22 protein-coding genes and 1 pseudogene are annotated in these 18,517 nt (G+C 43.9%); 12 read left to right on the top strand and 11 right to left on the bottom strand.

Features of this window, described 5'->3' with window-relative positions; genetic code table 11:
* Entirely contained in the window at positions 1–621 is a 621-nt protein-coding gene (locus BUC05_RS14435; protein WP_073305183.1) for a bifunctional transcriptional activator/DNA repair enzyme AdaA, read from the bottom strand.
* Between the two features lie 338 nt (positions 622–959).
* On the opposite strand from BUC05_RS14435, the pseudogene BUC05_RS14430 reads away from it, so the two are divergent.
* The 4 genes and pseudogenes from BUC05_RS14430 to yidA all read left to right on the top strand — a co-directional run bounded on the left by BUC05_RS14430 (position 960) and on the right by yidA (position 5,324).
* Positions 960–1,869: pseudogene (locus tag BUC05_RS14430) on the top strand (DNA glycosylase).
* A 356-nt stretch (positions 1,870–2,225) separates the two neighbouring features.
* The gene (locus BUC05_RS14425) at positions 2,226–3,323 is read left to right on the top strand and encodes a Gfo/Idh/MocA family protein (protein WP_073305181.1); all 1,098 of its coding nucleotides are present in this window, start codon (positions 2,226–2,228) and stop codon (positions 3,321–3,323) included.
* A gap of 158 nt (positions 3,324–3,481) precedes the next feature.
* Positions 3,482–4,435 carry a ribose-phosphate diphosphokinase gene (locus tag BUC05_RS14420; RefSeq protein ID WP_011247992.1) on the top strand — a complete coding sequence of 318 codons (954 nt, stop codon included), beginning with the start codon at positions 3,482–3,484 and terminating at the stop codon, positions 4,433–4,435.
* Between the two features lie 70 nt (positions 4,436–4,505).
* On the top strand, positions 4,506–5,324 hold the full coding sequence (gene yidA / locus BUC05_RS14415) for a sugar-phosphatase (protein WP_011247991.1): 819 nt from the start codon (positions 4,506–4,508) through the stop codon (positions 5,322–5,324).
* Positions 5,325–5,369: 45 nt separating this feature from the next.
* Here yidA and BUC05_RS14410 read toward each other — a convergent pair whose 3' ends face one another.
* From BUC05_RS14410 to BUC05_RS14400, 3 genes are all read right to left on the bottom strand, one after another.
* A complete protein-coding gene (locus BUC05_RS14410; protein ID WP_011247990.1) occupies positions 5,370–5,870 on the bottom strand; it encodes a DinB family protein in 501 nt (166 codons plus the stop codon).
* Positions 5,871–5,935: 65 nt separating this feature from the next.
* Positions 5,936–6,850, bottom strand: coding sequence for a helix-turn-helix transcriptional regulator (locus BUC05_RS14405; RefSeq protein WP_011247989.1), 915 nt, complete (start codon positions 6,848–6,850; stop codon positions 5,936–5,938).
* Between the two features lie 16 nt (positions 6,851–6,866).
* A complete protein-coding gene (locus BUC05_RS14400) occupies positions 6,867–7,430 on the bottom strand; it encodes a YdeI/OmpD-associated family protein (protein ID WP_063608549.1) in 564 nt (187 codons plus the stop codon).
* Positions 7,431–7,739: 309 nt separating this feature from the next.
* Between BUC05_RS14400 and BUC05_RS14395 the strand changes: the two genes are divergently transcribed.
* The 3 genes from BUC05_RS14395 to BUC05_RS14385 are packed head-to-tail and all read left to right on the top strand — an operon-like array spanning position 7,740 to position 9,813.
* A complete protein-coding gene (locus tag BUC05_RS14395) occupies positions 7,740–8,456 on the top strand; it encodes an SDR family NAD(P)-dependent oxidoreductase (RefSeq protein ID WP_035202817.1) in 717 nt (238 codons plus the stop codon).
* Positions 8,456–9,454 (top strand): S-adenosylmethionine:tRNA ribosyltransferase-isomerase, encoded by a 999-nt coding sequence (locus tag BUC05_RS14390; RefSeq protein ID WP_035202815.1) that lies wholly within the window; start codon positions 8,456–8,458, stop codon positions 9,452–9,454. The genes BUC05_RS14395 and BUC05_RS14390 overlap by 1 nt, the downstream gene beginning before the upstream one ends.
* The gene (locus BUC05_RS14385) at positions 9,451–9,813 is read left to right on the top strand and encodes a VOC family protein (RefSeq protein ID WP_011247985.1); all 363 of its coding nucleotides are present in this window, start codon (positions 9,451–9,453) and stop codon (positions 9,811–9,813) included. The genes BUC05_RS14390 and BUC05_RS14385 overlap by 4 nt, the downstream gene beginning before the upstream one ends.
* On the opposite strand, the gene BUC05_RS14380 is transcribed toward BUC05_RS14385, so the two are convergent.
* A complete protein-coding gene (locus tag BUC05_RS14380; protein WP_035202813.1) occupies positions 9,782–10,441 on the bottom strand; it encodes a response regulator in 660 nt (219 codons plus the stop codon). The two genes, BUC05_RS14385 and BUC05_RS14380, sit on opposite strands and share 32 nt — an antisense overlap.
* The gene (locus BUC05_RS14375; RefSeq protein ID WP_011247983.1) at positions 10,438–11,550 is read right to left on the bottom strand and encodes a GAF domain-containing sensor histidine kinase; all 1,113 of its coding nucleotides are present in this window, start codon (positions 11,548–11,550) and stop codon (positions 10,438–10,440) included. The genes BUC05_RS14380 and BUC05_RS14375 overlap by 4 nt, the downstream gene beginning before the upstream one ends.
* A 146-nt stretch (positions 11,551–11,696) precedes the next feature.
* Between BUC05_RS14375 and BUC05_RS14370 the strand changes: the two genes are divergently transcribed.
* The 3 genes from BUC05_RS14370 to BUC05_RS14365 all read left to right on the top strand — a co-directional run bounded on the left by BUC05_RS14370 (position 11,697) and on the right by BUC05_RS14365 (position 12,977).
* Positions 11,697–11,936 carry a hypothetical protein gene (locus tag BUC05_RS14370; RefSeq protein ID WP_011247982.1) on the top strand — a complete coding sequence of 80 codons (240 nt, stop codon included), beginning with the start codon at positions 11,697–11,699 and terminating at the stop codon, positions 11,934–11,936.
* A 289-nt stretch (positions 11,937–12,225) separates the two neighbouring features.
* Complete coding sequence (locus BUC05_RS21940; protein WP_257006216.1) at positions 12,226–12,348, top strand: hypothetical protein; 123 nt, start codon at positions 12,226–12,228, stop codon at positions 12,346–12,348.
* A complete protein-coding gene (locus BUC05_RS14365; protein ID WP_035202811.1) occupies positions 12,345–12,977 on the top strand; it encodes a serine/threonine protein kinase in 633 nt (210 codons plus the stop codon). Before BUC05_RS21940 ends, BUC05_RS14365 begins: the two co-directional genes overlap by 4 nt.
* A gap of 33 nt (positions 12,978–13,010) precedes the next feature.
* On the opposite strand, the gene BUC05_RS14360 is transcribed toward BUC05_RS14365, so the two are convergent.
* Positions 13,011–13,520 (bottom strand): RrF2 family transcriptional regulator, encoded by a 510-nt coding sequence (locus tag BUC05_RS14360; RefSeq protein ID WP_011247980.1) that lies wholly within the window; start codon positions 13,518–13,520, stop codon positions 13,011–13,013.
* A 129-nt stretch (positions 13,521–13,649) separates the two neighbouring features.
* Here BUC05_RS14360 and BUC05_RS14355 point away from each other — a divergent pair, with 129 nt between their 5' ends.
* Together BUC05_RS14355 and BUC05_RS14350 are read left to right on the top strand one after the other, a co-directional pair.
* Positions 13,650–14,378 (top strand): MBL fold metallo-hydrolase, encoded by a 729-nt coding sequence (locus BUC05_RS14355; protein ID WP_011247979.1) that lies wholly within the window; start codon positions 13,650–13,652, stop codon positions 14,376–14,378.
* Positions 14,379–14,465: 87 nt separating this feature from the next.
* Positions 14,466–15,101, top strand: a complete 636-nt coding sequence (locus tag BUC05_RS14350; RefSeq protein WP_011247978.1) for a bifunctional 4-hydroxy-2-oxoglutarate aldolase/2-dehydro-3-deoxy-phosphogluconate aldolase — start codon at positions 14,466–14,468, stop codon at positions 15,099–15,101.
* Between the two features lie 324 nt (positions 15,102–15,425).
* Here BUC05_RS14350 and BUC05_RS14345 read toward each other — a convergent pair whose 3' ends face one another.
* The 4 genes from BUC05_RS14345 to BUC05_RS14330 are packed head-to-tail and all read right to left on the bottom strand — an operon-like array spanning position 15,426 to position 18,510.
* Positions 15,426–16,622, bottom strand: coding sequence for a hypothetical protein (locus BUC05_RS14345; protein WP_011247977.1), 1,197 nt, complete (start codon positions 16,620–16,622; stop codon positions 15,426–15,428).
* Positions 16,623–16,632: 10 nt separating this feature from the next.
* The gene (locus tag BUC05_RS14340) at positions 16,633–17,451 is read right to left on the bottom strand and encodes a hypothetical protein (protein WP_073305179.1); all 819 of its coding nucleotides are present in this window, start codon (positions 17,449–17,451) and stop codon (positions 16,633–16,635) included.
* Positions 17,448–18,137 (bottom strand): ABC transporter ATP-binding protein, encoded by a 690-nt coding sequence (locus tag BUC05_RS14335; protein ID WP_011247975.1) that lies wholly within the window; start codon positions 18,135–18,137, stop codon positions 17,448–17,450. Before BUC05_RS14335 ends, BUC05_RS14340 begins: the two co-directional genes overlap by 4 nt.
* Positions 18,130–18,510 carry a GntR family transcriptional regulator gene (locus BUC05_RS14330; RefSeq protein ID WP_011247974.1) on the bottom strand — a complete coding sequence of 127 codons (381 nt, stop codon included), beginning with the start codon at positions 18,508–18,510 and terminating at the stop codon, positions 18,130–18,132. Before BUC05_RS14330 ends, BUC05_RS14335 begins: the two co-directional genes overlap by 8 nt.
* Between the last annotated feature and the right edge of the window lie 7 nt (positions 18,511–18,517).

Here is an 18,517-nt window from a genome sequence, read left to right as displayed (position 1 = left end):
TTACCGTTCCTCCATTTTACTCATTTGACGAAATTGTGCTGGTGTATGTCCTATTTTCTTTCTAAATAAAGTAATAAAATAGGACGTGTTAGGCATACCTACACTTATGGCGATATCCGCAATCGCTTTATTTGTGTGAATCAAATACTCTTTAGCAGCGTTTAATCGAACCTGTTGGATATATTCGACTGGTGTGATGCCTTTCATTTTTTTAAACGTTCGATGCAAATGATAGGGACTCCCGTGAGCAATATCTGCTAACGTTTCTAGAGTTAACTTTTCAATGAAGTTTTTATCGATGTATTCCGTTATAAGAGCTACCCATTCACGATCAGGCAAGTTCTCATTCGTAGGCTTGCAACGTTTACAAGGGCGGAAATTTGCTTGGAGCGCTTGTTTTGCGTTTGAAAAAATACGTACATTTTCTTTTTTAGGAACGCGGGATTTGCATGACGGTTTACAGAAGATCCTGGTGGTTTTTACGGCATAGAAAAATTGATTATTGTACGAGGCATCATTGTCTATAATTGCTTGCCACTTTTCCTTTGTCATCAGGTTCTCGTCAGTCAAAACGCCGTGACCATGACTCTGTTGTAATGGATGATTGATACGATCCGGCATTCCTCTCACCTCTCCTTACAATATCCCCCCTTAATGGCGGCTCTGTATGACTCTTCCTCACTATAAAGTTTGTTAATATTGCTGAAAGCTTTGCAAAATCCTTATAAATTGAATCCAATTTAAGCATTTTACATTTTATATCTTGGCTTGAACCATTTTTATTTCCTTCTTTTTAGCATCTTTAATACCTAACACTATAACCTTATAAATAAAAAAATATAAGGTGTTTAGAATGTAATAGCAAGATAACAAAATCAGTACTGATTATTATGTGATAAAGTGAACTTCAATCAGTGTGAGTTTTCTTGGTAATAGTCATAAAGAGAGGAGATGAAAAAGTGACATGGCATGAAATCAACGATGAGATGATTATTGCATTACCTGAAGAGTTTGACATGAATGCTAACCTAGGCTATCTAAAAAGAGAAAAAAATGAATGTATGTATGAAACTGAGAACGATCACATTACAAGAATGATAGCCATTGGGGAAATTCGGTCCTTGATACAGATAAGCGTCATTGATAATAAACAAATGGTTGTCCAGTTTTTAAATGATTCTAGACCTAGCGAAGAGTGGCAACGAGAAAAAATTGTAAAATATATTCATGAATGGTTTGATCTTAATACCGATTTAACCCCATTTTAGAAATGGCAAAAGCAGATCCATTACTTAAAAAGACGGTTGAAACATTTTATGGATTGCGAGTCGTCGGCATTCCCGATTTATTTGAGGCTTTATGTTGGGGTGTTCTAGGGCAGCAAATTAACTTAGCGTTTGCATACTCATTAAAGAAGCAATTTGTAGAAGGATTTGGCGATTCCATCGAATGGAATGGTAAAAAGTATTGGTATTCCCACCGTACGAACGAATTGCACAGTTAACACCTACCGACCTAGCAGGTATTAAAATGACGGTAAAAAAAAGTGAATATATCATTGGAATTGCCAAGCTTATGGCGAGGGGAGAATTGTCGAAGAAAAAAATAATAAAAATGGACTTTAAAGATGCTGAAAAAAACTTAATTCAAATACGAGGCATCGGTCCTTGGACAGCCAATTATGTTCTAATGCGCTGTTTGCGATTTCCTACCGCTTTTCCAATCGATGATGTCGGTTTGCATAATGTAATTAAGCTACTCACAGGATCCGAAACAAAACCAACAAAAAAAGAAATCAAACAGTATGCTGCCGCTTGGACAAATTGGGAAGCCTATGCAACGTTTTATTTATGGAGAACCCTATATTGATGTATTGTTAAAATGGAGAATACAACACAATTTACAAGGGAGTAGGCTATACAGCCCATGAACTGGTTTGAAGGTTCATACGATACGATAGAAGATCAACAAATTTCTACCAGCAAAATATTTCAGGGTACATTAGATCGTTAGCTAAACAGAGGAGTTTTATGGATTTCCTCTTTATTCAATTCACGGTAAGGACTAGGCGGGTTTAAAACCGCCACAACCCATCCAGCTGATGCTTGTCCATTTGCCTTAATCGCAACGAAATCTGAAATAGAATCTGAAATAGGTTGCTATTTTTCATTTACGAAATAGAATGAAAGCGCTATAATGTGGTGGACTGAAGGGAGAGTGGTGACATGAAAGCGTTAAAGGCAGGCATTGTCGGTTGTGGGAATATTAGTGATATTTATTTTCAAATGAATAACCGATTTGATGCAATTGAGATTATTGCTTGTACTGACTTGAATTTTGCGCAAGCAATGAAGCAGGCGGACCGCTATAGTGGCGTGGAAGCAATGGAAATGGATGATTTTTTTGCCAATCAAGACATTGACATCGTTATTAATTTAACTACGCCGTCTGCCCACTATGTCGTCCATAAACGGGCGCTTGAAGCGGGCAAACATTCATATGGCGAAAAACCATTAGCGCTAACGCTTGAGGAAGCAGATGAACTGCAAGCGCTTGCCGACGAAAAAGGGCTGCTGTTAGGGGCTGCTCCTGATACATTTCTTGGCGGCGGTTTGCAAACGTGTAAAAAACTAATTGATGACGGCTGGATTGGAAAACCGGTTTCGGCAAACGGATTTATGATGAGCCATGGCCCAGAAAACTGGCACCCAAATCCGGACTTCTTTTATAAAGTCGGGGCTGGTCCAATGTTTGACATGGGCCCGTACTATTTAACTGCGCTGATCTCTTTGCTTGGCCCAATTAAGCGTCTGACAGCTTCGGCTGGCAAGGCATATACAGAAAGAATGATCACGTCTGCGCCAAAATTTGGCGATACGATATCAGTGGAGACGCCAACCCATTTAGCCAGTGTGCTTGATTTTGAAAATGGGGCAATCGCCACGCTCGTTACAAGCTTTGATGTATGGGGCTCAAAGACGCCGAACTTAGAAGTACACGGCACAACAGGGTCGTTGCTTTTGCCTGACCCGAATACATTTGGCGGGCCCGTTTATGTGAAGAGGCAAGGAGAACAAGAGTTTCAAGAAGTTCCGCTCCTTTATGGCTTCCAAGACAACAGCCGTGGCCTCGGCGTGCTTGATATGGTTCATGCCATTCAAGAACGTCGTCCGCACCGCGCAAATGGGCGCATGGCTTACCATGTCCTTGAAGCTATGCATGGCGTCCTTGCCTCATCAGAAAATGAGCGCTCTTATTATATGAAGAGTAGTTGTGCACAGCCAGAGGCGTTGCCACTAACAATGACCACAAGAGGGTTTTAAGAACCATACTTGCCGACCTTCCCTTATGTAGGGAGAGGTCGGCAGTTTTTTTCGTTCCTTGGTTTCGCTGTCTTTCGCCGCATAAAAATGACGCCACATTGTGCTTCGCGGCAAAGTACGCTAAAATCGAATGTGAGACACAGTGCGGAGGGATGCATGTGGGTTATTCTATTGACAAAAAGAAGTTTAAGCTGTTCACCGTTCACTCCAATCCATTGCTGACAAATGAAATCGCTTCTTTGCTCGGTTGTGCAGTTGGAAAAAGTTCGGTTAAACGCTTTAGCGACGGCGAGGTGCAAATCAATATCGAGGAAAGTGTCCGCGGTTCAAAAGTGTTTGTCGTTCAATCAACATCACAACCTGGCAATGAACACGTAATGGAACTATTGATTATGATCGATGCGCTAAAGCGGGCGTCTGCAAAAGAAATCAATGTGGTTATTCCCTATTTTGGCTATGCTCGCCAAGACCGCAAAGCTCGGGCACGTGAGCCGATTGCAGCCAAACTGGTTGCCAACTTGCTAGAGACGGCAGGGGCAGACCGGATTTTAACGGTTGATCTGCATGCCCCGCAAATTCAAGGGTTCTTTAATATCCCTGTTGACCCACTTCAAGGGCTGCCACTTTTAGCGCGTTATTTTCTAAACAAAGCGCTTAAGCAACCTGTAATTGTGGCGCCAAATCATTCTGGGCTTGGCCGTGCGCGGCGATTAGCAGAATATTTGGATGCGCCAATTGCCTTTATCGATAAACGCCACCCAGAACCAGGGTTTCCACAAGCTGTGAACGTTGTCGGCGACACAGAGGGAAGGGAAGCGATTATTGTAGATGATTTAATTGATACGGCGGCCACTGTGACATTAGCGGCCAATGCGTTGCAAGAAAACAAAGTGAGTGCGATTTATGCCTGTTGTACCCATCCTGTTTTGACAGGGCCGGCAATTGAACGGTTGCAAATGGCGCCAATTAAAGAGATTGTCGTCACCAACACGATTGAATTAGACGACGATAAAAAGGTTGGGAACTTGACTGTGCTTTCAATTGCCCCGCTATTGGCGGAAGCAATTTACCGAGTTCATCGGGAGCAATCGGTGAGTACGCTGTTCCAGTAACCCCTTGCTTGGGAAAGGGAATTTCTCAAGGAGGCATATCGAAAAAGAGAGAAGCGTAGGAGTGGAAAATATGTACAAATTGATTGCGATTGATATGGATGGGACGTTGTTGAATGACCATCATGAAGTGACACCGGAAGTGAAAAAGGCGCTTTTAGAAGCACGCCAAGCGGGAGCGACAATCGTTCTTTGTACAGGGCGTCCTTTAGGTGGCGTCACCCGCTATTTGCACGAGTTGGAATTGAACCAAAAGGGCGACTATGTGATCGCCTACAATGGGGCGCTTGTACAAGATACGCATACCAATCAAGTCGTTGTTTCACATACGCTCCGCTATAATGATTTAGTCGAGTTAGACGAACTGGCAAAAACGTTAAATACGCCTATGCATTATTTTGACGATAAGCGGCTTTACACTGGAGACCGAGACATTAGCTCTTATACGGTGTATGAGTCGTTTCTGACAAAAGTTCCGTTGCGTTATTGTCCAGTAAAGGAAGCGGATCCTTCGATACTCGTGCCAAAAGTGATGTATATAGATGAACCTGAAAAACTGGATCAGGCGATTGCCGCAATTCCAGCTGCTGTAAAGGAACGTTATTCCATGGTCAAGAGCGCGCCGTTTTTTTATGAAATTCTCCATCCACTTGTCAGCAAAGGCAATGCGGTCAAACATCTTGCTGAAAAGCTTGGATTTGAGCGTGAAGAAGTGATGTGCATCGGCGACAACGGCAATGACTTGTCGATGATCGAATATGCTGGCTGCGGCATAGCGATGGAAAATAGTATACCAGAGCTAAAAGCCGCTGCAGATATCGTCACAACTTCCAATAATGAGGACGGCGTCGCCCACGCGATCCGTACGCAATTTTTGCAATATGCTCATTAACAAAAAAAGGGTTGGCGGCGTTTCGCTGCCAACCTTTTTTTGTGCCTAGCTTTGGTACCAATACAAGGAGAAGTCAGTCATTGTCGAAGCATACCCTTGTTGCCTTAACATGGTTGTGATGTTGCCTCGATGATACGTGCCATGATTGGCAACATGGAGTAAAATTTCTGCGTAAGCCGTTTCTCTAGCGCCAGACCATGGATTATTCACTTGTATTTTTTGTTCTAAGTCTTTTTGGCGATTCATCCACTCGTCATACTGTGAAGCTAGTTGTTCAAAAGACTGAATAAATTCGTCTATAGAGTATCGATTCGTTTTTTCGACAAGGGCGATCGATTCTTCCAGTGCTTCTTGCATATCGATTCCTTTTAGGACGGCGAGCCACATTGCATCTACGACATAAATGTGGCTAAACGTTTGGGCAATCGTCGGATACGAACTGCGCACCTCATCGTATAGGACATTGCTTGGCAATTCGTTCATTTTTTCCAGTAATACGTGATTCGCCCAAATATGATAGTGGTACATCTTTTTTGCATGGTTCATTTTTCAGATCGACTCCTTAACGGTTGATAGCTGTAGTATAAAAAAAGATGTATGACAACAGCCTGTCATACATCTCGATAAACATTTATTATTTTTTTTGCCTCATCTACTAAAACCGTTTGTAATTCCACAGGTTTGACAATTTTAACGCCGCTGCCAAAGCTTAAAAGAATCGATTTTAACCATCGAGCATGCAAAGGTTGATACACAGAAATGGTAAACGTCATACTTCCATCACTGTTCTTAACTTTTGAAGCATGCTGGAATTGGTCCAACACTTCTACTAAGGAATCGCGACTTACCCAAATGACAACATCCTCAAATCGTTCTAGATTTTTAGCTGAAAAAGATGTATCCCTTTTCACGTCGTGATTTTTGGCAAATGTTTTTTCTGTCAGCGTAATATTCATCATACGTGATACTCTAAATTCTCTATAGTTGCCCCGTTCTTTGCAGTAGCCATATAAATACCAGTTGCGAAACTTATATTGAATGTGAATAGGCTCTATTTCCCGTGATGTCCATTCGTTTTTACTACTTACATAATCAAAGCGAATGATCCTTTTTTCTTGTATCGCATTTCGCAGACCGATTAATGAATGTGCTTCTGTTCGATGGCTTTCTAAGTCAACTGATAAAATTCCATTGTTTCCACTTGGATCGAGTGATTTTAGCCTTTCAATCGTATGGTCAATTGTTTTATCTTCAAAAATACCCGATAAACTACGAAGCACCGTAATGAGATTCGATAGGTCATAGGAACCGATTAAACTTTTATCAAATTTATACCCTTTGATGATACCGAACCCACCGTTCGTGCCTTGGTATGAAACGACTGGTATCCCAGCCGCACAAATGGCTTCAATGTCTCTATAAATCGTTCGCGATGATACTTGAAATTCATCAGCTAAACGAGAAGCGGACAAAATCTCATTGTTTAGGAGCTTGAATATGATCGATATCAAACGTTCTAATTTCAATTGTACGTTCCTTTCCTCAATAATCGATTAAGCGACCGTTGTCATTCCATTGACCGTACATGTTATTTTCTCTTGTATGTTCAATAAACTTTTTCAATCGCTTATTGAACGTGTCCGGTTCATTTCGATAACTTTGTATCGTATCGATTCGAATCCTTCTGTATAGTTCAGGAAAATGAATAAAGTTCTGATATAATTGCTCCTCTTCTTTCAAACGAGATTCTATATCTTTATCAATTGTAAAAGATTCAGGTCGCATATCGGGGAGTGCTTTCATTCCTTCTTCTCTCATCAAACCTAATTTGTCTAATCTCCGTACTCTTTCTTTGTTTAATTCTGTCCAATGACTGTTCTTTTTTCTCGGGGAAAGCCTTTGAGCTAGTTCAGTATCTGATATTTTCTTTTTTAGGCCATCAATCCAACCAACACATAATGCTTCTTCCACAGCATCTACATACTGGATAACATTTGGTTGTTCCGCCATGCTTACAATTATCCAACAACATTTTTCTGTAGTTGAATGTTCCTCAAGCCAATCTCTTAATTCTTGCCTTGTCTTAACGCGAAGTAAATTCTCCATTTGTGAACGTACCTTTCTTTAATTAGTATTTGTACTGAGTATCACTCACACAAAGGGTTTTAAAATTATACCATTTATCCGATTACTTCCAATAGGACTAAACCTTGATTAATACCTCTCCATATTCAGGCGGATAGAAACGCTTGTCAGCCGAGACGAACAATAGAACTTAGGCGAACCTATTTTTTATACACCAAAAGATGTATGCGCGACAGAACGAAAGGTGGAACCACATTTACACCTGCCTGCTGAAGCAGGAGGAGGCCCGTTTTCTTAAGATGAGAGTATACATCTTAGGGAGGGATAGCAATGGCAACGATTGTAATGATTACGGGAGCAACAAAAGGGCTGGGCCGTGCTTTAGCTTGGCATTACGGAAGAAAGGGGTACGCTCTTGCTGTGACAGCACGGACGGAGGATGACTTAGTGCAGCTCGCCTCGGCGCTGCAGGCTGAAAACATACCGGTCGTCGCGGTAGCAGGTGATATGGCGGAGGCTGAAGATGCGGAGCGTTTTGCTGCCCTTACGCTGGCACGGTATAAAAAAGTGGATGTGTTGATTAACAATGCGTCGATTTTCGGGCCTGGACCAAGCTTGTTGCTTGATTATCCAGATGCCGCTTTTCAAGAGGTATTGTTAACAAATACACTTATTCCGTATTTCCTTACAAAGCAAATTTTGCCGACAATGCTTGCCCGTGATAGTGGCATTGTCATTACGCTCACTTCAGAAGCAGGAAAGACAGGGTTTGCTGAGTGGGGCGCCTACGGCATTTCCAAGTTTGCAGTCGAGGGCATGGTACAAACGTGGGCCGATGAAGTTGCTGACAGCAACGTTCGTTTCCATCTCGTCGATCCTGGCGAAATGGATACAGATATGCACGCCCAAGCGCTGCCTGATTGCGATTACTTCCTTGATCCACCACAAAAGCGTTTGGCTGTCTTTGACTATTTAATTGAGGAAGGAGCCGCAAACGGCAGCCGTGAAGAAGCGATCGTCCACCAACAGAAAGAGGGGGAGCGATGATGTTGATTCCGACAGAAAAGCGGCTAGATGCAGACACGCCTCCTGAGAAACGGGGGCAAATGCGGGACGGCGTTCGTTTGCTGACGTATTGGAGTGACAGTGGACGAATCGTACACGGGGGATTTTTCCAATTAGCTCATCAGCTGGAAGCGGGCGACGTGCTCGTGTTTAATAATAGTCGCACAATCCCGGCTGAACTAAAAACAGTTGATGGCATCCGTGTCCGTTTGTCCCGTGAAGTTGAAGACGGCACTTGGGATGGGCTTATTCTAGGGGAAAGCAGCAAGAAGCTTGAGTTTATGCATGGGCTAAAGGCACTTGTAACAGGCCCTGGGACAGAGCCGCCGTTAGTCAGGCTTGTTTTTTCCTGTAGTTCCAGCCGGCTCCTCCGCGAGCTTTATAGGCAAGGGGATGTGATTCGCTATGAGCATGTGGCCCGCTCTTGGCCATTGCAAGATTACCAAACGGTCTACGCTAGCATTCCTGGTTCGGTCGAAATGCCTTCTGCTGGACGGGCATTTACGTGGCGGATGCTTGCCCATTTACAAAAACACGGCATTCGCCTTGCTTTTGTAACCCTTCATGCCGGTTTAAGCTATTATGGCGACGACAAATGGCCGAATCCAGCACTCCATCCGGAAGCATTCTCCATTGAAGATGAGCAGGCGGCAATCATAAACGACGCCAAAGCGAATGGAGGACGGGTGATCGCTGTTGGAACGACAGTCGTCCGTGCTCTAGAAACAGCAAGCGATGGCAATACTATCATTCCGCAAGCTGGGGTAACGTCACTCTATCTTTCCCGTACAAGCAAGCTGACCGCTGTCGATGGGTTGTTGACAGGTTTTCACGAACAAGAAGCAAGTCATATTGATTTGTTGCAAACTTTTGCTGGTGAAGAAGGGGTAAAAGCCATTTATAAGGAAGCGGTTGCAAAGCGTTATTTGTGGCATGAGTTCGGCGACATGAATTTATTAATGAGGCAGGAGCGGTCGTGAAGATCCATCATCTAGGCCTGGCTGTCGCTGATTTACAGGCAGCCTGGCCTTATTATGTAGCAACGCTAGGCTTCAGGTGGGAATGGTGTATAAGTACGGGCGAGGAGCGCTTTGCCTTTTTCCGAAAAGGGCCGTTCACACTGGAACTCGTGGAAACAGAACTGGAAGGGCAAACGCTCCATCTCGCTTTTTCTTTAGCCGATCATGAAGCGTTTGCTGTGCTGGAAAATACCAAAAAACGCGGCTTTGCGCTTACCGAGCGGTTTCTCCTTAATCGAGACGAAGAGTCGCTTTATTTTGTCCATCCAAATGGGGAAGAAGTGGAATTTATTGTTCATCCAAAAATGAAATGGGCTTAGCAATCCCTGCTTGGATCGCAAACAACGCAGCTTGCGTCCGATCCTGAAGCTCCAATTTGCCAAGGAGATTGGAAACATGGGTCTTTACCGTTTTCTCGGAAATAAACAGCGCAGCTGCGATTTCTTTATTGCTCTTGCCAGTGCTGATTTCTTTCAGCACGTCGACTTCCCTGTCTGTCAAACGGTTCACTTTGTCAGCGACAGAATTGGCCGAGCGCGCGACATGGGTGAGCACATGCTTCATAATCCGGGGGTCAAGAGGAAGTTCCCCGCTATTAGCAGCCTGAATCGTGTGGATCAACACATCAGGTTCCACATCTTTTAGCTGATAGCCACAAGCTCCTGCTTGCAGTGCTTGGATCACAAAGTCTTTTTCTCCATAGCCTGACAACATAAACACTTTTGCCTGTGGATGATTGCGTAATATGACGTGTGTCGCCTGAATACCATCCATGACTGGCATGTCAATGTCCATTAATAGAATGTCGGGGCGGTGGCGCTCATACAATGCTACCGCTTCTTCGCCATTGCTTGCTTCAGCAACAATCTCAATGTCGGGATGGGCTTCTAAGAAATAGGCAAGCCCTTTACGGACAACATGGTGGTCGTCAGCTAGCAAAATTCTCATTCCTTTTCCCCCTTTTTATCAGGAAAGCGAATTTCCCACGTCGTGCCACTCCCTGGTGCAGATATCAATAACGCCTGCCCGCCTAGTTCTTTTGCCCGTTTGCGGATTGAATCAAGTCCTTGTCTGCGGCTAACGTGGTTTGTTTCAAAGCCTTCGCCTTGATCAGAAATGGTTAAAAGCCATTCCCCTTGTGCTTTTGTTAAAGAAATCGTTGCTTCTTTCACGCCAGCATGTTTTTTACAATTGTTTAATGCTTCTTGGATGATTCGGTAAGTAGCTAACTCTGTTTTTGCTGGCCAGTCAACCTCAGTAGGAAGGAGGAGGCGTACAGAAATGCCGATTAAGCGGCTGTACTGTTCGACTGCTTGTGCCAGTCCAGCCTCTAATTCCTCTCCTGAATGGCCTCGTATAATGGCCCGAAGCTCACCTAATGCGGCGCTAACTAATTTGGAAACGTCAGACATTTTCTCTTTCATTTCCTCGTCTTTTGTCCGAATAGCCATCCCTTGCAACGTCATGTTAACGGAAAAAAGCAATTGGTTGACTGAATCATGGAGATCCTGGGATAGGCGTTGCCGTTCATTTAATTCAGCCTGTTCCGCTTCAAAGGCAACAAGCTCCACACGTTTGATCGCTGTTCCGATTTGCAAAGCAATGAGTTCTAACAACTCCAGTTCATCTTGTGCATAATGGTGTTTTTGGGGATGGGCCACGTTTAAGATGCCAAGTGGCTCTTCACCTGCATAGATGGGAACTGTAGCGTGATGGGTAATGCCGTTTGTTTCGCCCCAGCCTCGTTCAATCGCCCGTTCCAAACGTTGGCATTCAATCATATTAACAGCCCGTTCCAATGTCCCATGTAGGAATTGGTTTTTGCACCAGCAACCGCCCTCTTTTAACGGGGTGCAATTTTTTCGTGAAAGTCCTGGCGGAATGCCGCTTGCAGCATAAAGGGTATGGTTTCCCATTTGGTCAATTAAAAAAATCCAGCCACTCGAAAAATCGAGCTCCGCAAGCAATGTGTGCAACACGTTATCAAGCATACGTTTTAAGTCATTCTCGGCATTTAATGTCTGGGAAATTTGTTTTAGCGTGTGGAGATGGCTCATTATATAAACTCCTTTGGTGAAAAGGTACAGTGTGAATTCCTCTTTCTAGTTTAGCATAGGAGTTCTTTGCCGTGCGTTTATGATGTTTAAACAAACAGCAAACGTGAAATAGCAAGGTAACACCTTTAGTTAGAAAGGAAACGAACATGAAACGACACACATTGTTGATTATTGCTGGATTTTTGCTTTTTGGGGCTCTTGTTGGCGGCGGAGCTGGCGCCGGTTTACGCTACCTTTTCCACTATTTTTGGGCCGATGGTCAGCTGCGAGGAGGCGATTTATGGGGAGCGGCAGCGATTGCTGCTGTACCGGGAATGGTGGCTAGCGTCTATTGGGGTTATTTTTACCGCAAAAAAGAACGGAACGAAACCAAGCATTTGCATTAAGTGGGACTCAACAACAAAACGTAAACGATTTGTAAAGACTCTGTGTGAAAGCATGGATTCTATTGCAGCCAACACAAGGATATCGTATAGTTAAACAAAATCTATAGGAAATTCCCAAAGGGGAGTAGCATAAAAGCAGCTGTCGTCATTACAGGAGCAATCCTCGGCACTGCTGGCAGCTCAAGCTTCATGCGCTGCTTGCGAGACCTTTGTCCATGCTGTGGGCAAAGGTCTTTTTTGCGTGCTTTTGCCTGCGGCGTCCACTAGAAAACTAAGGGAGAGATCGGTTATGTCGAAATTAACAAAGCTACTAAAATCGAAAGCGGTACGGGAAGGGGTCAAACAAGCACAAAAACATCTTTTGCCGGGTATCAAAAAAGAGTTGGCAAAGCGAATGTCAAAAAAGCGATGAATGCGGAGACGTCTACAATCTATAGAGATGAATTGGCCAACCTTGTATTTGTCAAACAAGGCGGGAAGATAGCGCTAAAAAACACTCCTGCCAATTGGGAACTCATCGGCAAGGGCAGGAGTGCTTACGTTTTCAAAATAATAGGGGAACAGCGGGCGATCAAAGTGTTCTATCCGCCGTTTGAGCATTTGGCGATGGAAGAGGCACGCAACTATGAGAAAGCAGCGGGTATTTCTTTTTTTCCTCGCCTTTACGAAGCCGGTGAAGGATACTTAGTGATGGATTTCATTCGTGGAAAAACGTTTTTTGACTGCTTAGCAGAAGGTGTGGCGATTACAAGGGACCACGTTGCCCAAGTCGACAAGGCCCTTGAATTGGCAAGAAGGGCCGGCTTAAATCCGTCTGACATCCACTTGCATAACCTGCTGCTGACAGAAACAGGCGCTGTCCGCTTAATTGATATTGCTCGTTTTTCTCAAAAAAAGCAATGCACACAATGGCAAGACTTAAAGAGAGGGTATGAGCGCCATTATGGCCAATATTATTTTCCGAAACGAGTGCCCAAGTGGTTGATGCGGATTGTCGCCTATTTCTATCAGTTACGAAAACGTTTGAACGGCAAACAGTAAGCTGGCCCGAAAAATAGCAACGCTCCTGTCCGTCTAGTGATTTCGCTGTTCTTTTAATTGGGCAATATCAGGAGAACCGAGGGCGCGGTTCCAGTCAACGAGCTCGATCTTTTCTCGGTTTAACGTCTGATGAATCGCTTCTGCCAATGTGGTCTTGGCCAAGCTAGCCATGTATTGTTCTTGCGCTTCCAGAAAAATGGCTTCAAGCCGTTTTGAACCGGCTTCTGCCGCTGGAATCTCAGGGAAAACATATTGAATTAAGCCTTCCGTCTGGAAGAACGGGCTTGTTCCTTCAATGGCTTCAAGAATATCAAGCATGGTGATCGCTTCAGGCGATTTGGCAAGGGCAAAGCCACCGCTATTGCCAGGGACGCTCGTAATGAGCTTGCTGATGACAAGTTTGCGCATAATTTTCTTTAAATAAGAAGGAGACACGCGGAGACGGGCGGAAATGGTATCGCTTTTGACATGTTGCTGCCCCGTTTGCGTTGCTAAAATGACAAGGATGCAAACAGCTTGTTCAACCCCGCTTTTAATTTTCATTCGCTTGCACACCTTTCTATATAAAAGGTTGTTCGTTTTCCACTATACGGCTAGTTGGTGAGAAAATGCAATCCTGTTTTTAGATGGGCAAGTTATGGTATTTTATTAGAAAGAAAGGAAGGTGCATTCGTGTTTACTTTTATTGGTTGTGGCAGCGCGTTTCATACAAAACTAGGCAATAACGGCATCATGGCAAAAGAGAGTGGCCAGCTTTTTTTGATTGATTGCGGCAGCTCTACGTTTCATCGTTTGCAATCATTTCATGTATTAGACGGGGTTAAGACGATCCACGTCGCCATGACCCACACTCACCCTGACCATATAGGCTCCCTGGGCGATTTGATTTTTTATTCCTATTTTAAAATGGAACCAGCATTTCAAGCAAAAGTAACAGTGCTAGCGCCTCAAGCATTGCTGCCGGCGATAAAGGCAGTGTTGAAAGGAAATGGAGTAGACGATACCCATGTCTTTTGGCAAGAAATAAAAGATGCCTATATGTACGAAGGCTGCGGCGGGATCGAGCTTGTACCTGTACAAGTGCAGCATGCTGAAAATCTGCTTTGCTTTGGCTACGAAATCAACACGAAAGGCAACCATATTTACTATAGCGGCGATGCCAATGCAATCAGCGCCGACGTGTTGCAAAAATTAAAAGCAGGACAATATGACGTCTTTTACCAAGACACATGCACGGCCGATTATCCAGGAAATGTCCACTTGTCATTACGTAAGCTGATCGAACTTGTCCCCGAAGAGAACCGGTCTGTTGTGTGCTGCATGCATGTAGATGAGGAATTCGATTTAGCCTACGCAAAAAAACAAGGATTTCAAACGGCAACCGATTATTTGATTTCGTGATCGCATTTTTGTTGATTGACAACGTTTGCATTAAGCTCCTATACTAATGAAGATCCAAGTACAAAGACAACTGTGGAGGGTTTCCATATGAGTTTAGACAAGCTTTTGTCTTCTGGGGTAGTGGCTGTTATGAGAAAGCTGCCTGTCGAAGACATTGAAAACATTGCCAGTGCTCTTATTGAGGGTGGCATTAGTGGTTTAGAGATTACGCTCGATTCAGACGATGCTTTAGGTGTGATCGAGCGCTTAAGCAAGCTCGTTGGCGATCGTGCTGTCGTCGGTGCCGGTACAGTGCTAAGTTCAGAACAAGCTGAAGCGGCCATTGACGCTGGGGCTAAGTTTGTATTTGCCCCTATTCTCGACAAAGGTACGATTGAAGTGGCGAAACGGAGGGAGACGATTGTCATTCCTGGCGTATTTACGCCTACAGAAGCGTACCAGGCTATAAAATGGGGCGCCGATGTCGTGAAAGTGTTTCCTGCTGATTGCGTTGGGCCTTCTTTTATCAAATCAGTGAAAGGGCCGCTGCCGATGGTGCGGATGATGCCGACAGGGGGCGTTGATTTAACCAACTTAGCCTCGTTTATAAAAGCTGGTGCAGTCGCAGTCGGTGCAGGAGGCTCTTTGCTCGATAAAAACATCATTGCTGCCCGCGATTGGCCACGTTTGACGGCACTCGCTAAACAATACGTCGATTGTGCGCAAACGGCAAGGGGCAACTAAAACAGCGACTGTCCCTATTAAGCAACGAAGCGTAAAATTGAAAACAAGAACAATGATTCATAGATAAAAGAATTTGTCCAAGAGTGGCGGGAATTAATGAGTAAGAGCGTCTAAAAAGATGCTCTTTTTTTGTTTTTTACTAGTTCTCTCAAAGCTTGCCTGTGTGGGGAAAGCGATTTCATAACGCCACATACAAAGCTTCTTGCCATCCCAGGTGCCGTTGTATTGGTAAAAAGTGGGAAAAATAGGGGGTGCCTTGGTCAGAGAGGAAAAGGTAGACAGTTGAGAAATCGAAATTTCCCAACTGCCTAACCATTTGTCGTTTTATAGCGGCCTTTCGTAGTACACGTCCAGCCAATTAAATGAGATGAAGGAATCGCTTGTATTGACGAATTGCCCTTCGTAGACGACTTCGTTGGAGCTTAAGTGAATGGCTTTAACATAGGCAAGGGTGTCTTGGTGGCTTTGATCCACAGTAAACACATACAACACGCCGTCTTTACAGGCAACGGTAGCAATTTCCCCGTCGATTTCAAAAGTGGTTGCTTCAGGAAGCGGACCATCATGTTTTTCTAAATCGATAAGATGATAGGATAAATAGCTTCCATCCTGCTGTAAAAGAATAAGCTCATTCCCGACTTGAAAATGTTCATACTTGCCCATGTTTTCCATCGCCAATGCTTGCTGTACTTCCTCGCTGTTATTATTGTCTTCAGACAAGACATCAAGCTCTTCGCTATCATAGCTATACGAATAAACTTGTTCAATTTCTGTGTCGCCTTCTGGAGATACGTGTTCAACTGCCCAAGTTAAATAGCTGTTCGGCGAGAAAAAGCTAAAAGGGTATGAATCTAGATAAATATCGGCTTTGCTTATCGTACTTACATATTCTTCAGACCCACTGAAATGGGCAAGTTCCTGGCGTTCTTCGATTTCTTTGCTTCCCGGATCAATTTTATAAAGAGAAACCACTTCGCTGTTGCCAACGGACTCGAGCAATGCAATATGCAAGAGCGAATCGCGGATCTGAATATCAACCAAGTCAACTTGCTTCGAAGGCGTGGTTTCTATGCGAAAGTCCAACGACTGCCCTTCCGAGCGATCAAGCCAGCTAATTTGAAGTGACTGTGGTTTTTCGATCGGATGAAACTGAGAGGGAACGTCAATATGGACAATAAAATCTTGATCTACGTATAGGGAGTTCCATGTATCTTTTCCTCTAAAAAAGGAGCGGAACTGTTTTTGCAATTCATTAATAGCCGGATTTGGGTGAGCATCAAGCGATTCAAGAAAGGAAGGCTTATTTAGCTTTCCATACAAAGGGACAGCATAATACCTTTCGTTTTGCCCTCTTATGCCAAAACCATCAATGACGTCTTCAGAGCCAGATATCGTTTTAAGCTCGATGCCATCGGCGATTTCCTTTATATCTTGCTGCTTTAGCGTGGAGCTAATAGCCAACCAACTAAAGACGACCATACTAAACACAACTAATGTCATGCTATACCAATATCGTTTCATCATAAGCCTCCTACACCGTCACATATTTGGCGATGAGCCGTCTGGACAGCAGAAGATTAATGGCAATTAACAGAGTGACTAGCGCAATCCCCACAAAGAAACGCTCTGAATCATAAATTTGCCCTGACAGCATTCCGAGAGGGACGGTCGCCGCACATAGGACGGCTCCACCATAAGAAAGCGCAAAGGCAATCCCTATTAAACGAAAAGACCGCTCAATTAAAACCATAGTAAAAATCGTTGTTAATGCGAATAGCCCGCAGCCAAACATGATAAACAGATCCACCAAGTAGTTTTCAGTGTCAAACACATGGATAAAGACAAAATCAAGTGTTGCATTCAAATTGCCTGTTTCTAAAATTTCATTTGGTAGGCGCAGTGATAAAAACAAGTCTTGGAGTGGATACAAACACAATTGGAATGCATAAACGACGACCGCCATGAAAGCAATGGCTGATAGTTTAGCAAAATAAACGTGCATCCGGCTGTTTGGCAACATGAGCAGCCTGTGTATGAAAGGGTGGCTGCCATACCACTCCTTATACCAAATCAACAACGCGTAACAAAATAGTGCGCCAAATAGGAAGAGCAGCGGACCTACATAAAGGGGGCTGAACAAAAACAAACTAATCGAAATAGGGCCGTTTTCCATTAAGAACTCGGCAGCAGTTCGGCCAGATGCCAAATGAGCGTTATATTCGTTTAATGTAGTTTGCGTGTAGATGAAGACGACGGCAAACTGCATGAGTGCAAACAAGCCGAGTGCTCCGAGAAACAAAGGCATGACGCGCCTCAGTTCAAAATCAAACAATTTTAAAAAGCTTTTCATGACTGGTATACCTCACGCATTACATCTTCAATCGACTTCCCTTCAGCTAGGCGCATTTCTTCTGTATCGAACTGCTTAAGGACACGCCCTTCATCAAGAAAAACGACTTTGTCTATTAAATGTTCAATATCATTGATTTCATGAGTCGTAATAATGACGCCGCGATCTTCGAGAAAGCCACTGGAAAACAAATCGGTAATTTGTTCGCGACTGAAAATATCAATGCCCGAAAACGGCTCATCCATTAGCACGTAGTGTGTATCTAACGATAGGCCAAGGAGAAGGTTTACTTTGGCTGTATTCCCCTTTGATAAATCAGCAATTTTTGCCGCACGATCAAGCTTAAAGAATTTAACGAGTTCATTGGCGCGCTCATCGTTCCAGCTTTTATAAAAGTCGCGCATAAAAACAATTGCTTTGTCAATCGTCATTGAGGGCGGCATCGGGATGACGTCAGGAATGAATGTCAATGTTTCATATCCCTTTGGCGAAAGTGTGCTGCCGTCGATCTTAATTTCTCCGCCACTTAATGGAGTTAAATTCGCAATCATTTTCAGGACAGTCGTCTTGCCGACGCCATTAATGCCGATTAGCGCAGTAATTTCCCCGCGTTTGGCTATGAACGAGACGTTATGCAGCACAGCTTTGCGGCCATATTTCTTCGAGACGTTTTTTACTTCAATCATGTTCCGTTTCCCCTTCCTTATAGCTAGCTTGGATCATGGCAATGACTTCGTCGAGCGGAACTTGGATGGTGCGGATTGCTTGCAAAAATGTATCAATTGACTCCTGGATTAATTCATCACGGACGGAGTCAAGTACGTCTTGGTCATACGTAATCCGGCTAGGTTTGTTCCGTTCAGTATGAATCAACAATTGATCCTCCATTTCTTTATAGGCACGTTGCGCTGTGTTTGGATTGATTTTTAATGTCGCGCCTAGTTCGCGGCGCGAAGGGATTTCCTGCCCGGCAACAAGCTTTCCGGTAGCAATTTGCTCCTTAAAGTAGCGGATAACTTGTGCGTAAACGGGCTCGCGGGTGTTAAATTGAATGTTCATCAAGCGC

The organism is Shouchella rhizosphaerae, assembly GCF_900142675.1.
GTDB classification, from domain to species: Bacteria; Bacillota; Bacilli; order Bacillales; family Bacillaceae_D; genus Shouchella; species Shouchella rhizosphaerae.
Note: the sequence above shows the minus strand (reverse complement) of the source record. Positions and strands in the feature narration are given on the sequence as shown.

Excerpts from the sequence above, each read along its gene's own strand:
- BUC05_RS14410 (WP_011247990.1), bottom strand. The coding sequence starts at position 5,870 with ATGAACCATGCAAAAAAGATGTACCACTATCATATTTGGGCGAATCAC.
- BUC05_RS14370 (WP_011247982.1), top strand. The coding sequence starts at position 11,697 with ATGAAACGACACACATTGTTGATTATTGCTGGATTTTTGCTTTTTGGG.
- BUC05_RS14350 (WP_011247978.1), top strand. The coding sequence starts at position 14,466 with ATGAGTTTAGACAAGCTTTTGTCTTCTGGGGTAGTGGCTGTTATGAGA.
- BUC05_RS14400 (WP_063608549.1), bottom strand. The coding sequence starts at position 7,430 with ATGGAGAATTTACTTCGCGTTAAGACAAGGCAAGAATTAAGAGATTGG.
- BUC05_RS21940 (WP_257006216.1), top strand. The coding sequence starts at position 12,226 with ATGTCGAAATTAACAAAGCTACTAAAATCGAAAGCGGTACGGGAAGGG.
- BUC05_RS14330 (WP_011247974.1), bottom strand. The coding sequence starts at position 18,510 with ATGAACATTCAATTTAACACCCGCGAGCCCGTTTACGCACAAGTTATC.
- yidA (WP_011247991.1), top strand. The coding sequence starts at position 4,506 with ATGTACAAATTGATTGCGATTGATATGGATGGGACGTTGTTGAATGAC.
- BUC05_RS14345 (WP_011247977.1), bottom strand. The coding sequence starts at position 16,622 with ATGAAACGATATTGGTATAGCATGACATTAGTTGTGTTTAGTATGGTC.
- BUC05_RS14435 (WP_073305183.1), bottom strand. The coding sequence starts at position 621 with ATGCCGGATCGTATCAATCATCCATTACAACAGAGTCATGGTCACGGC.
- BUC05_RS14365 (WP_035202811.1), top strand. The coding sequence starts at position 12,345 with ATGAATGCGGAGACGTCTACAATCTATAGAGATGAATTGGCCAACCTT.
- BUC05_RS14380 (WP_035202813.1), bottom strand. The coding sequence starts at position 10,441 with ATGAGAATTTTGCTAGCTGACGACCACCATGTTGTCCGTAAAGGGCTT.
- BUC05_RS14425 (WP_073305181.1), top strand. The coding sequence starts at position 2,226 with ATGAAAGCGTTAAAGGCAGGCATTGTCGGTTGTGGGAATATTAGTGAT.
- BUC05_RS14375 (WP_011247983.1), bottom strand. The coding sequence starts at position 11,550 with ATGAGCCATCTCCACACGCTAAAACAAATTTCCCAGACATTAAATGCC.
- BUC05_RS14390 (WP_035202815.1), top strand. The coding sequence starts at position 8,456 with ATGTTGATTCCGACAGAAAAGCGGCTAGATGCAGACACGCCTCCTGAG.
- BUC05_RS14395 (WP_035202817.1), top strand. The coding sequence starts at position 7,740 with ATGGCAACGATTGTAATGATTACGGGAGCAACAAAAGGGCTGGGCCGT.
- BUC05_RS14335 (WP_011247975.1), bottom strand. The coding sequence starts at position 18,137 with ATGATTGAAGTAAAAAACGTCTCGAAGAAATATGGCCGCAAAGCTGTG.
- BUC05_RS14340 (WP_073305179.1), bottom strand. The coding sequence starts at position 17,451 with ATGAAAAGCTTTTTAAAATTGTTTGATTTTGAACTGAGGCGCGTCATG.
- BUC05_RS14360 (WP_011247980.1), bottom strand. The coding sequence starts at position 13,520 with ATGAAAATTAAAAGCGGGGTTGAACAAGCTGTTTGCATCCTTGTCATT.